Here is a 14093-nt window from a genome sequence, read left to right on the forward strand (position 1 = left end):
CTGATGTTTTCCAGACGACAGATCCTCGGCGGCGCCGCCTTCCTGGCCAGCGTCGCGGCCTGGACCAAGACTTCCGCGCAACGGCTGCCCGAAGCGCCGATCATGGATTCGCCCGACATGCAGCCGCCGCTGTTCCCCAGCAGCGGCCCCGACTACCAGCCGGTGGTGACCCTCAACGGCTGGACCTTGCCGCACCGCATGAACAACGGCGTCAAGGAATTCCACCTCATCGCCGAACCGGTCGAGCGCGAGCTCGCGCCGGGCACGACCGCCTATCTGTGGGGCTATAACGGCCAGTCGCCGGGGCCGACGATCGAGGCGGTCGAGGGCGACCGCGTGCGCATTTTCGTCACCAACAAACTGCCCGAGCACACCACCATCCACTGGCACGGCATGATCCTGCCCAACGGGATGGACGGCGTCACCGGTCTGACCCAGCCCGGCATCCCGCCCGGCAAGACCTTCGTCTACGAGTTCGACCTCGTGAAGAGCGGCACCTTCATGTACCACCCGCATGCCGACGAGATGGTGCAGATGGCCATGGGCATGATGGGCTTCTTCGTCATTCATCCCAAGGACCCGACGCTTCACCGCGTCGACCGCGACTTCGTATTCCTGCTCAACGCCTATGACATCGAGCCCGGTTCCTACGTGCCGCGCGTCATGGAGATGACCGACTTCAACCTGTGGTGTTTCAACAGCCGGGTGTTCCCGGCGATCAGTCCGCTGGTGGTGTCGAAGAACGATCGCGTGCGGGTGCGCGTCGGCAACCTCACCATGACCAACCATCCCGTCCACATGCATGGTTACGATTTCGAAGTGACCTGCACGGATGGCGGCTGGGTGCGGCCGGAGGCGCGCTGGCCGGAAGTGTCGATCGACATCCCGGTCGGGGCCATGCGCGCCTACGAGTTCGACGCCAAATACGAAGGCGACTGGGCGATCCATTGCCACAAGTCGCATCATACGATGAACGCCATGGGCCATGACGTGCCGACCTTCATCGGCGTCGACAAGACCGAGGTGGCGGCCAAGATTCGCAAGGTCCAGCCGGACTACATGCCGATGGGCAATCGCGGCATGGCCGACATGGGCGAGATGGAGATGCCGCTGCCGGACAACACCGTGCCGATGATGACGGGTTGGGGCCAGTTCGGGGCGATCGAGATGGGCGGCATGTTCTCGGTGGTGAAGGTGCGCGAAGGCATCTCCGCCGACGATTACGCCGATCCCGGCTGGTACCAGCACCCCCATGGGACCGTCGCCAGGGAGTGGACCGGCGACACGCCGGAACCGGCCCGCGCGACCGAGCCCGCGACCCAGCCGCCCAAGCCGCGGCAAGGCGGACATGGTGGCCATGGCTGAAACACACCCCCGGAAGCCTGACTTGAAGCAAACCTTGGAGATGAAAATGAGAATCGGAATTGTTCTTGCGGCCCTGAGCGCCCTTCTGCCCGCGGCGGCTTTGGCCGCGGGCAGCCACAGCGGCGGCCATGACGAGATGATGGCCATCGGCAAACCCGGGGCGAACGCCGAGGCCGGGCGCACCGTCGACATCGTCATGGCCGAGAAGGACGACGGCGCAATGGTCTTCGAGCCGGCCGTCCTCGAGGTTAAGGCCGGCGAGACGATCCGCCTGAAGTTCACCAACAAGGGCGAGACCGACCACGAGTTCGTCATGGATACCAACCAGGCGGTGCTCGAGCACAAGGCCCAGATGGAGAAATTCCCCGAGATGGAGCATGCCGACGCCAATGCGCTGCGGCTGGCGCCCGGCGCGTCGGGCGAGATCGTCTGGACCTTCGCCCATGCCGGCGACTTCACCTTCGCCTGCCTGATTCCCGGCCATTACGAGGCCGGCATGAAGGGCGACATCACGGTTGCCCGCTGACTTGCCCCAATCCTCAACTGCAAAGGACATCGACATGAAATCCATCGTCAGGATCGCCCTCGCCGCCGCCATGACGCTGTCGGCCACGGCCGTCTTCGCCGCCGAGTACACCAAGGGCCAGGTGACCAAGATCGACGCCAAGCAGAATAAGATCACCATCAAGCACGAGGAACTGAAGAATCTCGGCATGTCGGCCATGACCATGGTGTTCGCCGTCGCCGACGGCGACATGCTCGACAACGTCAAGGAGGGTCAGGCAATCGAGTTCGTCGCCGACCGCGTCAATGGCCGCCTCACCGTCACCGAGATCAAGTGAATAGACCGGCCCCGGCCAGCACCGGCCGGGGCCGATCACGCTTGCCCAGAAAGACAAGGAGGAGGAAAATGCCCCTTCAGGAGATGAACATGAAAAAGAAGTTCTCGCTTGCCCTGCTTGCCATGCTGGCCGCCGCGCCGCTCGCGTGGGCGGGAGAAAAACCCGAGGTGGTCGTCTACAAGAATCCTTGGTGCGGCTGCTGCGAGGAATGGGCGGAGGCGCTGCGCAAGAACGGCTATCCCGTCGTGACGCACGACCAGGAGGATCTCAGCCATACCAAGAGGGCAGCAGGCGTCCCCAACGACATGGAATCGTGCCACACGGCGAAGGTCGACGGTTACGTGTTGGAGGGTCACGTGCCGCTGGAAGCGATTTCCAAACTGCTTTCGGAACGGCCGGCCGTAGCCGGTCTGGCCGTGCCCGGCATGCCGCAGGGCTCTCTCGGCATGGGCGACGATCCGAATGCGCGCTACGACGTCATGACACTGCCCGAACTCGCCGGTGCAAGGCCGCAAGTGTTCTATCAGGCCGGCGCGCGATAGGGCATCGCTCGGACAGAGCCGTGGCGGATCCGGCGCTGCATCTGTCCGTTCCCTGCAGGCCGGCTGCCCTACGGACATTCCACTTGGCTGCAAAATGCTCTACCAAGCTCGCATGGCCAAGAAGATCCTTTTCGATACCGATCCCGGCGTCGACGACGCCACCGCGCTGCTCTTCCTGCACAAGCACCCTGAGGCCGAGCTCGTCGGCATCACCACCGTTTTCGGCAACACCGACATCGACCGCGTCACCCGCAACGCGCTTTATTTGAAGGAGCGCTTCGACGTGGCGGCGCCGGTGGCGCGCGGCGCCGGCCGGCCTCTTGTTTGCGAGCCCGGGCCTTTGCCCGTCCTGGTCCATGGCGACAACGGCCTCGGCAACGTGACAATCCCGGAAAGCATTGCGGGCGATCTCGATCCGCGCCCGGCTGCGCGCTTCATCATCGATACGCTGCGCGAGCATCCCGGCGAGATCACCATCGTCGCGGTCGGCAGGCTCACCAACCTGGCGCAGGCGCTCGCCGAAGCGCCGGAGATCGCGGGACTTGCGAAGGAGGTCGTCATCATGGGTGGCGCCTTCGCCCTTTCGGGCCACAACGGCAATGTCACGCCCGTGGCCGAGGCCAACATCCTTGGCGATCCCCATGCCGCCGACCTCGTGTTCGGCGCCGCTTGGCCGGTGGTTGCCGTCGGTCTCGACGTCACCCGCCAGGTGATGATCACACCCCGGGATCTCGCGCGCCTTCACGGCGAAGGTGGCGATGCCGGGCGTTTCATCGCCGAGATCTCCGATCATTACAGGCGCTTCTACAGCCGCTTCGGCATCGAAGGCTTCTACTGCCACGACGCGTCGGCGGCCGCGCTCGCCATCGACCCTTCACTCTTCACGACACGCGCCGGCCCGGTAAGGGTCGCGACGGAAGGCATCGTCATGGGCCAGACGATCCAGCGCGACAACCGCATCCCGTTCGGACCCAACGCCTGGGACGGCGTGCCGGACCAGCATGTCTGCGTCGAAGTCGAGGCCGACCGGCTCAAGGCTCTGGTGATGGGCACGCTGTTGGGGTGATGTAGCCTCCGGCAGCGCCGTGTTCGTTCTGCACGGTTGGGCGGCCGGCCGCTTGGGAACGGAATGGATCCTCGGGTCAGCTCGCCCGCTGGCGCGGGCTCACGCCCGAGGATGACGATTCGCGTTGAAGGCCTGCGCCAACCCGCCAACGTTTGTGGTTGGCATCGACAGAGAAGCTTCGTCATCCACGGACCCGAGCGAAGCGAGGTGATCCGTGGATCCATTCCGTTCCCAAGCGGCCAGCCGCCCAGCCGTGCAGAACGAAGCAGCCGAACGGCAGCGACAACAGCCCACCATCCGCTCCTTCCGTACCGCCCGAGACGTGGGAATCCGGTGGGGCAGTGCCCTGCGACGGAAGTCACCCCGCCGTTGCGAGGCCGGTGATCATCGAGACGATCTCGTTCTTGTCGGTCTCGGCCGTTCGGCGGATGCCGATCTGGCGGCCGCGCCGTAGGACGCAGATGCGGTCCGAAAGGCGGAACACCTGGTCGAGGCTGTGGCTGATGATCAGGATTGGCAGGTTCCGCGCCTTGAGACCAAGGATGATGTCCTCGACCTTCGCCGTCTCCGCGACGCCGAGCGCCGCAGTGGGTTCGTCCATCAGCACGAGGTTCGTCGCCCAGTGGGTTGCCCTTGCGATCGCCACTCCCTGCCGCTGGCCGCCCGAGAGGTCGCGTATGATCGACTTGGCGGAGGGAATGCGCACGTCGAGCTCGCGCACCAGCTTCTCCGTCTCGGCGATCATGCCGGCCCGATCGAGCTTGCCGAACGGCCCCTTCGTCTTCTCGCGGCCGAGGAAAAGATTCATGTAGACGGTCTGGCTGTCGGCCAGTGCCAGGTCCTGATAGACCACCTGGACGCCCTTGGCCTGCGACTGGCTCGCATCGCTGAAATGGACGAGTTCGCCGCCGAGCCGGATCTCCCCGGAGGTCGGCTGGTACATGCCGGAGACGATCTTGACCAGCGTCGACTTGCCCGCGCCATTGTCGCCAACCAGCGCGACGACCTCGCCGCGATCGATGTCCAGGCTGAAATCCTCGATGGCGACGATACCGTCGAAGGATTTGTGGATGTTGCGAAGGCTCAGCGCCGATGTCGTGCTCATGGCGCTCACCATTCCGGCCAGTTGATGGGCCGGCCATAGGCATCGTGGATCGCTTCCACCTTCGGCGCGGCCGAAGCCAGGCCGGAAACGCCGATGACATAGGCGCGGGTGACGAAGGCCTGCGCGCGGAAGCCGAACACCACGCTGTCGCCGACTCGCGGCGCGGCGGCGCCGGTAGCGTCGATCATGCCGTAATAGTCGATCGCAGCGGGCGGCGGGATCTCGACGCTGCGCAGCGCCGAGGCTGCCGAAGTCGGCTCGCGCGAAACGATCGCCTTCACGTCGTAGTCGGGGAAGACCGGGTCGATATAGAGGCCGCCGCCGAAGCAATAGGCCCGCCCGCCATGGAGATGCGAAACCTCGCTGAGATAGACGACGGCCGGCACTTCCGGCAGGTCTTCCAGCGCGTGCAGCGGCGTCGTGCCGGTCAGTCCGTGGCCGGGCTCGCATTGCGTGGCGCCGACCTCGGCAAGAGGGGGAATCATCACCGACGATGTCGTTCCGGGCGCGTTGATTTCAATGTCCTTGCGTCCCGCGGCCGCCAGAGCGTCGGCAGCGCGGCGCAGCGTCTCGGTATTGTGCGTCGGCTTGATCTTGCGCGTCGCCGCGTCGAAGAGCTGGGCTGGAAAAGTCGTGATGCCGGCAAAGCGGCCTTCCCCTAAGCGATCGATGCGCTCGGCGACCTCGACGATGTCAGCGGCGGGAAAGCCGCCCTCATGCCCCCGGTAGAACGTGTCGCCCTCTGCCTGGATGCGGGCGAGCAGCCGCCCGTCATGACCGGAGGCCTTCAGCGCGGCATCGGCTTCGGCCGCTTTCTCGTCGTTGAAGACCGTCCAGTAGCGCGGCTTCATCCGCGCGGCGGCGGCCGCCTCGGCGCGAGGCACCTGGACGAGATGGCCGAGGTGGCCGAGGCCCAGCCCGGCACGATGCGTGGCGCGGGCGCATTCCATGTCGACCGCGACGGTTTCGTCGACGCCACCCCGCTGCACGGCCTCGCAGAAGGAAGCGTTGCGGCCCATCTGCTTGGTCATGGCGAAGACTTTGAGCCCGTGGCGATCGGCGATCTCGCGGATAATGCGGGCGTTGGCTTCGACGGCGTCCGTATCGATCACATAGCTATTGGCGGGCAGCCTGCCCTCTTGATGCAGCCGGATCGCCGCCTCGATGAGGCGGGGATTGCGGCGGCGAAGTACATCGAGAAACATTGTCTTATCCTCGCTAGGGCATTTTGCGGCCAGGTGGCATCACTTGGCGTCGCACAAATGCGGCTCGAACAATCAGCGCTGCGGTTCGCGCAGCGTCAGCGCCACGGCCGCCAGGATTATGAGGCCGCGCACGATCATCTGCTCGGAGACGGCAAGCCCCATCAGGATCAGGCCGTTGTTGAGCATTCCCATCAGCAGGGAGCCGACGAGCGCTCCCACGACCGTGCCCGTGCCGCCATTGAGCCGGGTGCCGCCGACGATGACGGCGGCGATCACCGTGAGAAGGTCGGTCTCGCCGAGCGTGTAGCGTGCGCCCTGGATGCGGCCGAAATAGAGCAGCCCGGCGAGCGCCGCGCACGTCGAGCCCAGCACCAGCACCTTGAGACGCAACCTGTCGACCTTGATGCCGGCCGCGCGCGCCGCCCTCGGGCTGTCGCCCGTCGCCAGCACATGCGCGCCGAAGCGCGTCTCGCGATAGACATAATGGCCAATGGCGACGGCGAGCACCGTCCAGATGACGAGAGACGGGATGCCGAACAGCGAACCCGAACCGAACAGGCCGGTGAAGGTGGCGTCCGTCACCGGCACCGACTGGAGGTTGGTCATCCAGCGCGCGACGCCGGCAAGCAGCCCCATCGTGGCGAGCGTGACGAGAAACGAGGGCAGCCGGCCATAGGCGACCAGCGCGCCGTTGATCAAGCCGATCACGACACCAGCCCCGAGCCCGGCGGCGACCCCGAGAAGCCAGTGATGCTCGCGCATGACCACGGCGGCCGTGAGCGCGGAGACCGCCACGACCGAACCGACTGAAAGGTCGATCTCGCCGGCCGTCAGCACATAGACCATGCCGATCGCCATGATGGTGACCGGGGCGGTCTGCTGCACGATGTTGAGCAGGTTGGACGCGGTCAGGAATCCGTCGTCCCGCAGAACCACGGCGAAGACGGCCAGGATCAGCAGGAAGCCGACATAGACGACATAGGCGCTGGGGTCGAGACGCCCGACCAGCGGCAGGCGGCGCAGGGTGTCTTGAACGGACATCACTCTACCCCGAGCGAGGCCGGCGGGTCGCGGTGCAGCGACCGGTTCCAGCCTTCTTTCACGTCTTCCTTGGTGACGGCGATCGCATCGACGGCGAGGAAGGGCGGCACCTTCTCGCCGAGCAGGCCGAGGGCCGCGGCGCGCGCCGCGGTCGTACCGATCGCATAGGCTTCGTCGGCGACGATCGCAGCGACGTTGCCGTCCCTCACCATGTCCAGCGCCAGCGGCTCGGAAAGGTCGAGCGTCACGATCTTGGTGTTCTTGTTGCCGGCGTTGCGTAGCGCGGCGAGCACCAGTTCGGCCGGTTCCGCCCAAGTGACGTAGATCGCGTCGAGGTTCGGATTCTGCGCGATGAAGGCATTGCCGATGTCTTCGGCGCGGGCGGGATCGGCAAGACCCTGCTCGGCGACGATCTTCATGTCGGGAAAGCTCTCGATCGTCGCCTTGAAGGCACGGTCGCGCTGGTTGGTCACGTAGAAATCGGCGTCGTGGAAGATGTAACCGACATTGCCCTTCCTGCCGAGCTTTTCGGCAAGCGCCTTACCGGCCTTGGCGCCCATCTGCGACAGGTCGGCGGAAGAGATGGCGATGTAGTCCGTGCCGTGAACGAAACCTCTGGGGGCATTGTCGACGAACATCAGCTTGGTGCCGGCCGCGAGCGCGGGACGATAGGCTTCGGGCGCCGTTTCAGGATCGACCGGCAACGAGACGATGACGCTGGGCTTCTTGGCCAGCAGCGTTTCGATATCGCTCTTCTGGCGCGCCGCGTCGAAGCCGGCGTCCGTCTCGCCGACGACATCGATGCCGAGCCTGGCGAATTCGTCCTTGGCGCCCTGGCCGACGGCGCCCGACCAGTCGGACGTCGTGTGCCAGGAGAGAGCAGCGGTGAACTTGCCCTCCTTCACCCTGGCTTCCTGCTCGGGCGTCAGCGTCACGCTTGCGGCTGACGTCGCCGCCTCGCCATGCGGCCCCTTGGTGGCATCGAGAGCGAAAGCCGGCGTGGCCAGCATCGCGGCGACGGCGATTGATGCCGCGGTCATTCTAAACATGATCTTCTTCCTCCTTGAGCTGCGGCGCCACGCGTCCAGTCAGGGCGCAAGGACATGCCGGCACGTTCAACCCGCGCATCCCCTGGAAAGCGGTCGCGGGCCGATGCGCCTGGCCCGCGACCCGCCGAACCTACTTGGCCGCGTCCAGAACGGACTGCGGCGCATCGCGATTGAGCGATTCCTTGTAGCCGTCGGCGACGTTCTCCTTGGTCACCGTGATCGCCGGGGCGACGACGAAGGCTGGGGCTTCCTTGCCGAGCAGCCCATAGGCGGCCGCGGTCGCCATGGCGCGGCCGAGTTCATAAGCCTTGTCGGCGACGATGCCCGCGACATTGCCGCCACGCACCATGTCGAGCGCCACCGGTTCGGAAAGGTCGAGGGTGACCACTTTCGTCTTGGCGTTCCCAGCCGAGCGCAGGGCGGCGAGAACGCCTTCGGCGGGCTCGGCCCAAGTCACATAGATGCCGTCGAGATCGGGCGTCTTGGTCAGCAACGCCTGTCCGATCTCCTCGGCGCGCGCCGGATCGGCGATGCCCTGGCTGTCGACGATCGAAATGTCGTTGTAGTCCTTCTCGATCGTGGCCTTGAAAGCGTTGTCGCGCTGGTTGGTGACGTAATATTGCGCGTCATGGAAAATCCAGGCGACCTTGCCCTTGCCGTCGAGCGACTTGGCGAGCACGTCCGCCGCCTGCTTGCCCATCTGGAAGAGGTCGTCGGTCACGATCGCGACATAGTCCGTGCCTTGCTTGTAGCCGGACGGCACGTTGGACAGGAACACCAGCTTGACTCCCTTGTCCTTGGCCGCCTGGAAGGCCTTCGCCGAGCCGACCGGATCGAGCGGCAGCGCCAGGATGGCGCTGGGCGACTTGGCCAGAACCGTCTCCACGTCGGAAAGCTGCTTGGCGGAATCGAAGCCGGCGTCGGTCGTCGCCACCACCTCGATGCCGAGCCGCTTGAACTCGTCGGTGGCGCCGGCCGTCACCGCGCTCACGAAATCCGACGAGGTGTGCCAGAGGAGAGCAGCGGTAAACTTGCCCTCCTTGAGCTTGGCGACCTCCGCGTCGCTGAGCGTCAGTGCGCTCGATGGCGTGGCCGCCTCGCCATTGGGACCGACGGTTTGCGCCACCGCGAAGCCAGCCGCGCCGAAGGCGAGCATGCCGCCCAGGGCGGCCACCATGATTTTCTGCTTCCACGACATGATTGCTTTCTCCCCTTTTATTTGCCCATGCCGGGCGGTTAAGCGATGACGCTGCGCTCTAATCTCGCGAGAACGCTTCGGTCGAACCTCGCCAGGAAAGCGGCGAAGGCGACGATGCCGTCGAGATATTCCTGGACGACCACATGTTCCTCGAGCGTATGGCAATTGCTGATGTCGCCGGGCGCGCAATAGACGGTCGGGATGCCGAGGCGGTTGATCAGGAAAGGCGCTTCCGACCAGTAGGGCGCGCCTTCTATCCGGCCGCGATCCGGGCGCGTTGCAAGGATCGCCTCCCTGAGCAGTCCGACCGCCCGCAGGTCGGCGGGCACTTCCGACGGCGTGCCGCCGATGGCGTGGTCCCGCCCTGCCGGATAGGCAAACGAAATCGTGATGCCGTCGGCGACGGGTGCGCTGCGCACCGCCGCCTCGAGGCCTGCCACGGCGTCGTCCAGGCTTTCCCCCGGAAGCAGCTTGAGGATAAGGCTGATGCGGCATTCGCCGGGAACGGCGATGTAGCCGCCTCCCTCCAATCCCGTGACCAGCGCGAATGGCCGGCCAACCAGTTCGTGGGGCGCCCGCGCCTCCAACTCGGCCGAGTGAACCCAGATCGCCGACAGGACCGAATGCGCCGCCTTCAGCGCATCGACGCCCAGTTCAGGCAGGCCGAAATAGGCCGAGCGCCCGGCAATGGTGATGTCGCAGATGAGGAAGCCCATCTGGGCGGGATAGATATTGAGCCGGGTCGGCTCGACATAGATGGCAAAATCGGGCCTGGGCACCGCGCCGGCCTCGATGTCGGCGACAAAGGCCTTGATACCCGCGCTGACGCCGGAACCGAGCTCGCCGCTTTCCTCGTCGCCGATGAAGGCGAAGAGAAGATCGGCGGCGGGTTTCAGCCCGGCAGCCCGAAGCAGGCGCGCCGCGGCGAGCGTCGTGCAGATGCCGGCCTTCAGATCACCCGTGCCGCGGCCCCACATCGCGCCATCGACGATGGCGCCGGAGAACGGGCTCTCGCGCTCGGTTCCCGCCCAGCGCTCTGCCCAGCCGCGAACATGAACCGTATCGGTGTGACCCGTGAGCAAAAGGCAGGGGCCGTCGCCCTCGCCGCGCAGGAGCCCGCGCACATTGGGGCGGCCGGGCGCGAAATCGGACAGCGTCACGTCGCTCGCGCCGAGCGCTTCGAGTTCGGTGCCGAGCAGCCGTGCGAAGGCCGCCTCCTCACCCGTGATGCTGGGCGTGCCGACCGCGCGGCGCAGAAGCGAGATGGCCGCCTCCGCGTCGAGAGCGGAGCGCAGGCGGGAGACAAGTTCACTGTCGATGGTCATTCGGCGGCCCTCGCGATGGGAGCGCCCGGCAGCGCGATGTCGCCGGGCAGCCCGGCCATTCCAAAAAGCTGGTTGTGCAGCGTGCTGACGGCAGACGACAAGGCGCCCACCAGACCCGCACGATTGCCGAGCGCGCTCGGCACGACGATGACGGGCCGCGCAAAAACCTGCGGTAGCTCGGCCGCGACCCGCGCCAGCAGTTCCGAGCGCATGCCGATGCTGCCGCCCATCACGATCATCTCCGGATCGAGAATGGAGCAGAGCGCGGCGACCGCCAGCGACAGGGTCCGTGCTGTCTCGTCGAGCACGGCTTCCGCAATCGTATCGCCGCTGTTCAGCCGCGCGAAGACGTCCCGCACGGTTTCCGCCTGTCCTCCGCCTTTCGCCCGGAAACGGCGGACGATCGCGTGAGAGCCGACCTCCAGTTCGAAGGCGCCCACCGCCAGCGCTTGCGCCGAGCGCAGTTCGGAGCCGACGGGAAGGTAGGATATTTCACCCGCGGCTCCGGTGGCGCCGCGCACCAGCTTGCCGTTGACGATCAGGCCGAGACCTGTGCCGGTGCCGAGCGACAGGAACGCGGCATTCTCGCAGCCCCGGGCGCAGCCCCGCCAGGCCTCGCCCAGCATTGCGAGGTTGACGTCGTTCTCGATCGCCACTGGCCGCTGAAAGAGGCCGCTCAGCATCGAGACGACGTCCATCTCCGACAGACCGCTTATGTTCGGGACGAGCGCGATGGCGCCGCTGGCGCGGTCGAGCACGCCGGGAGAGCCGACAACGACGCTCCCGATCCGCGTGGCATCCACCCCTCTTTCGGCGGCGAGCCGCAGCGCCAGCCGATGGATCTGGTTGAGGACGTGCCGGCCCCCGCGCGGGTCGGTCGGCTCCGTCGTTTCGGCGACGATCTCGCCAAGCAGATTGGCAAGCGCCGCCGAGATTTTCGTGCCGCCCAGATCCACACCCAGCGAGAATGCCGCCTCCGCCGCGATCTCGAAGGTCACGGCGTTGCGGCCCGGGCCGCCCGTGGTGACGCCGACCGGCCTCGCCCATCCGCCCGCTTCCAGCTCGCCGATCACTTCCGACATGGTCTGCTTGGAAAGACCGGTCGTGCGGGCGAGATCCGCACGCGAGATCGGCTCGCCCTTCAACAGGATCTCGGCGACCAACCGCCGCGAATATTGCCTGACCAGAGGTGAGCGTGAAGCGTTCACCGGGAACTGCCCTTTTAGTTCGGCACCTTGACGAACTAATTATTGAGCTGGAATTTCCGTTGTGTCAATCGGCATGATGGCAGTTCTGCACCGTCGGGCAGCCGGTGGCCAGGGAACGGAGTGGATACTCGGATCACCTCACTACGCTCGGGTCCGAGTACGACGAAGCTCCGATGTGGACGCTAACCGCAAACGTTGGCGATTGGCGCTGCCCTAAACGCGATTCGTCATACTCGGACCCGAGCCCGAAGGGCGAGGTTGATCCGAGTATCCATTCCGTGCCCTGGCGGCCGGCCACCCGACAGCGCAGAACAGCCCCCTCACCGGAACAGCTCCAACCATTCGGGATTGATGCTCTCGATCCGGCACCGGTTGCTGCGTAGCAATGGCTGAGATGTAACGGAATGGATACCCGGATCACCTCGCTGCGCTCAGGTCCGGGTATGACGAGCTGCATAGATGTGCTCCGCTAACGTCCGACGTTTGCGATTGGCGTTGCCACAGAAGCTTCGTCATACTCGGACCCGAGCGCAGCGAGGTGATCCGAGTATCCATTCCGTTTCCTCGCGGCCGCGCGCCCGACGGTGCAGAAAAAGGGCGCCTCATAGCCTCCGCCACAGGCGGACAAGGCTACCGCCCCGGCACCGACAGCAGCGGGCCGCCGCGGCGGGCGGGCTTCTGCTTGCCCTTCGTCTTGCCTTCGAAGACCAGCTCCAGGAACTCGTCGAGCCAGCGCTTGAGATGCATGTCCCAGATCATCCGGCCGCCGAGATGGTCGCGGCCGGGTTGCGCGCCGGGAAGCTCGAAACGATGCGCCCCGCGGACCACCCAGCGATGCATCATCACCCTGGTCAGCTCCGCGTGGAACTGGATGCCCCAGGCGTTGTCGCCGTAGCGGAAGGCCTGGTTAGGATAGGTTTCGGAGGTGGCGAGCAGCGTCGCGGCGGACGGAAGGGAAAAACCCTCGCGATGGAACTGGTAGACCATCTCGGGCCAATGCATCAGCGCCTTGCCCTCCTCTGTCGGGCGGATCGGATACCAGCCGATCTCGACCAGCCCGTCACCATGGCCCTCGACCCTGCCGCCGAGATGGTTGACCAGCATTTGCGCGCCAAGGCAGATGCCGAGGAAGGGCCGGTTCTCCCTGAGCGGAACGGCGAGCCATTCGGTCTCGCGTCGCACGAAGTCATCCTTGTCGTTGGCGCTCATCGGTCCGCCGAACATCACGGCGCCGGCATGTTCCTCGAGGGTCTCCGGCAGCGGATCACCGAGCGGCGGGCGGCATATGTCGAGGTCGAAGCCGTTTTCGATGAGCAGATGCCCGACCCTGCCCGGACTCGACGTTTCCTGGTGCAGCACGACGAGGATTTTCGGACGGCGTTTCGACGACATGAGCTGAATTTCAGACACCGTTCAGAATTCGCTGCGGTGGAGCAGATGATCCGGTTTGCGAGAATCGGTGCTGAGCGTACATGAGGCTGGCGGACACCGGAAGCACGGAAAAACCGCGTTCCTGGACCGGAATTCTGACGCGTGTCAATTCGCAAGGCGAAGGCGCAGCGTTGCTGCGGCAGCATTGCTGCGCCTGTAACGCGTCACGATCGTGATTTTTATCACCTGGAAGTACAGCTGCAGACTTTTCCGCCGGGGCCACAGGTCAGGTCGTCCGTGCAATGGGCTTTAAAGTTCTTGCATCCGTTGTAGTGCTTGCCGTTCCAGCAATAGCATTGAGTGGACGATGGCGGGCACCAGACCTCCTGCGGGCCTCCGGCGGCGGCCAGAGTCGAGCTCGCTGCGGCCTGCGTGTCGCGTGTTGCTGCTTCCCGGCACCATTGCTGATACTGCCGCCGTTCTGCGCGGCCAACCACAGACTTGGGAGCGCTGCATGCCTCTTGCGCGAAGGCTGGCGAGGCAGGAGAGAAACCGATGGCACCGCCGTCGGTGCGAATAGTCGGGGACCCGAGCAGCAGGAACAGGGCCGCGAACAAGCTGCGAAGTACAAGAATCTTCATCTCACTTCCCTCCAAAAACCTCGCGACCTGCATCGGCGCGACGACACGCTCCTAGGCGCTGTCCAGGCGGATGTCTTGGTCGGGAGCGCAGTGGATTTGGACGGATGCGCAAAGCGGCGTGCGAGGTGCGGTTAT

14 protein-coding genes are annotated in these 14093 nt (G+C 65.5%); 5 read left to right on the plus strand and 9 right to left on the minus strand.

Going from position 1 to position 14093, the window contains the following annotated elements; genetic code table 11:
* The first annotated feature begins 3 nt into the window (after positions 1–3).
* From ACCO56_RS27940 to ACCO56_RS27960, 5 genes are all read left to right on the plus strand, one after another.
* A complete protein-coding gene (locus ACCO56_RS27940) occupies positions 4–1365 on the plus strand; it encodes a multicopper oxidase family protein (RefSeq protein ID WP_433644200.1) in 1362 nt (453 codons plus the stop codon).
* 46 nt (positions 1366–1411) lie between these two features.
* On the plus strand, positions 1412–1891 hold the full coding sequence (locus tag ACCO56_RS27945; RefSeq protein WP_433644201.1) for a cupredoxin domain-containing protein: 480 nt from the start codon (positions 1412–1414) through the stop codon (positions 1889–1891).
* A 34-nt stretch (positions 1892–1925) separates the two neighbouring features.
* The gene (locus tag ACCO56_RS27950) at positions 1926–2207 is read left to right on the plus strand and encodes a copper-binding protein (protein WP_433644202.1); all 282 of its coding nucleotides are present in this window, start codon (positions 1926–1928) and stop codon (positions 2205–2207) included.
* An 89-nt stretch (positions 2208–2296) separates the two neighbouring features.
* Complete coding sequence (locus ACCO56_RS27955) at positions 2297–2749, plus strand: DUF411 domain-containing protein (RefSeq protein WP_433644203.1); 453 nt, start codon at positions 2297–2299, stop codon at positions 2747–2749.
* A gap of 112 nt (positions 2750–2861) precedes the next feature.
* Entirely contained in the window at positions 2862–3815 is a 954-nt protein-coding gene (locus ACCO56_RS27960) for a nucleoside hydrolase (RefSeq protein WP_433644204.1), read from the plus strand.
* 358 nt (positions 3816–4173) lie between these two features.
* Here the strand turns inward: ACCO56_RS27960 and ACCO56_RS27965 are convergent, their stop codons facing one another.
* From ACCO56_RS27965 to ACCO56_RS28005, 9 genes are all read right to left on the minus strand, one after another.
* Positions 4174–4920: an ATP-binding cassette domain-containing protein gene (locus ACCO56_RS27965; protein WP_433644205.1), complete on the minus strand. Its 747-nt coding sequence runs from the start codon at positions 4918–4920 to the stop codon at positions 4174–4176.
* A gap of 5 nt (positions 4921–4925) precedes the next feature.
* On the minus strand, positions 4926–6125 hold the full coding sequence (locus ACCO56_RS27970; protein ID WP_433644206.1) for an alanine racemase: 1200 nt from the start codon (positions 6123–6125) through the stop codon (positions 4926–4928).
* Positions 6126–6197: 72 nt separating this feature from the next.
* Positions 6198–7166 (minus strand): ABC transporter permease, encoded by a 969-nt coding sequence (locus ACCO56_RS27975; RefSeq protein WP_433644207.1) that lies wholly within the window; start codon positions 7164–7166, stop codon positions 6198–6200.
* A complete protein-coding gene (locus tag ACCO56_RS27980) occupies positions 7166–8215 on the minus strand; it encodes a substrate-binding domain-containing protein (protein ID WP_433644208.1) in 1050 nt (349 codons plus the stop codon). The genes ACCO56_RS27975 and ACCO56_RS27980 overlap by 1 nt, the downstream gene beginning before the upstream one ends.
* 130 nt (positions 8216–8345) lie before the next feature.
* The gene (locus ACCO56_RS27985; protein ID WP_433644209.1) at positions 8346–9413 is read right to left on the minus strand and encodes a substrate-binding domain-containing protein; all 1068 of its coding nucleotides are present in this window, start codon (positions 9411–9413) and stop codon (positions 8346–8348) included.
* Between the two features lie 38 nt (positions 9414–9451).
* A complete protein-coding gene (locus tag ACCO56_RS27990; RefSeq protein ID WP_433644210.1) occupies positions 9452–10738 on the minus strand; it encodes a M20 family metallopeptidase in 1287 nt (428 codons plus the stop codon).
* Positions 10735–11946: an ROK family transcriptional regulator gene (locus tag ACCO56_RS27995; protein WP_433644211.1), complete on the minus strand. Its 1212-nt coding sequence runs from the start codon at positions 11944–11946 to the stop codon at positions 10735–10737. The genes ACCO56_RS27990 and ACCO56_RS27995 overlap by 4 nt, the downstream gene beginning before the upstream one ends.
* A 630-nt stretch (positions 11947–12576) precedes the next feature.
* The gene (locus ACCO56_RS28000; protein WP_433644212.1) at positions 12577–13338 is read right to left on the minus strand and encodes a glutamine amidotransferase; all 762 of its coding nucleotides are present in this window, start codon (positions 13336–13338) and stop codon (positions 12577–12579) included.
* A gap of 221 nt (positions 13339–13559) precedes the next feature.
* The gene (locus ACCO56_RS28005; RefSeq protein ID WP_433644213.1) at positions 13560–13958 is read right to left on the minus strand and encodes a hypothetical protein; all 399 of its coding nucleotides are present in this window, start codon (positions 13956–13958) and stop codon (positions 13560–13562) included.
* Between the last annotated feature and the right edge of the window lie 135 nt (positions 13959–14093).

The sequence above is a fragment of the Mesorhizobium sp. 1B3 genome, from assembly GCF_050958605.1.
Taxonomy (GTDB): domain Bacteria; phylum Pseudomonadota; class Alphaproteobacteria; order Rhizobiales; family Rhizobiaceae.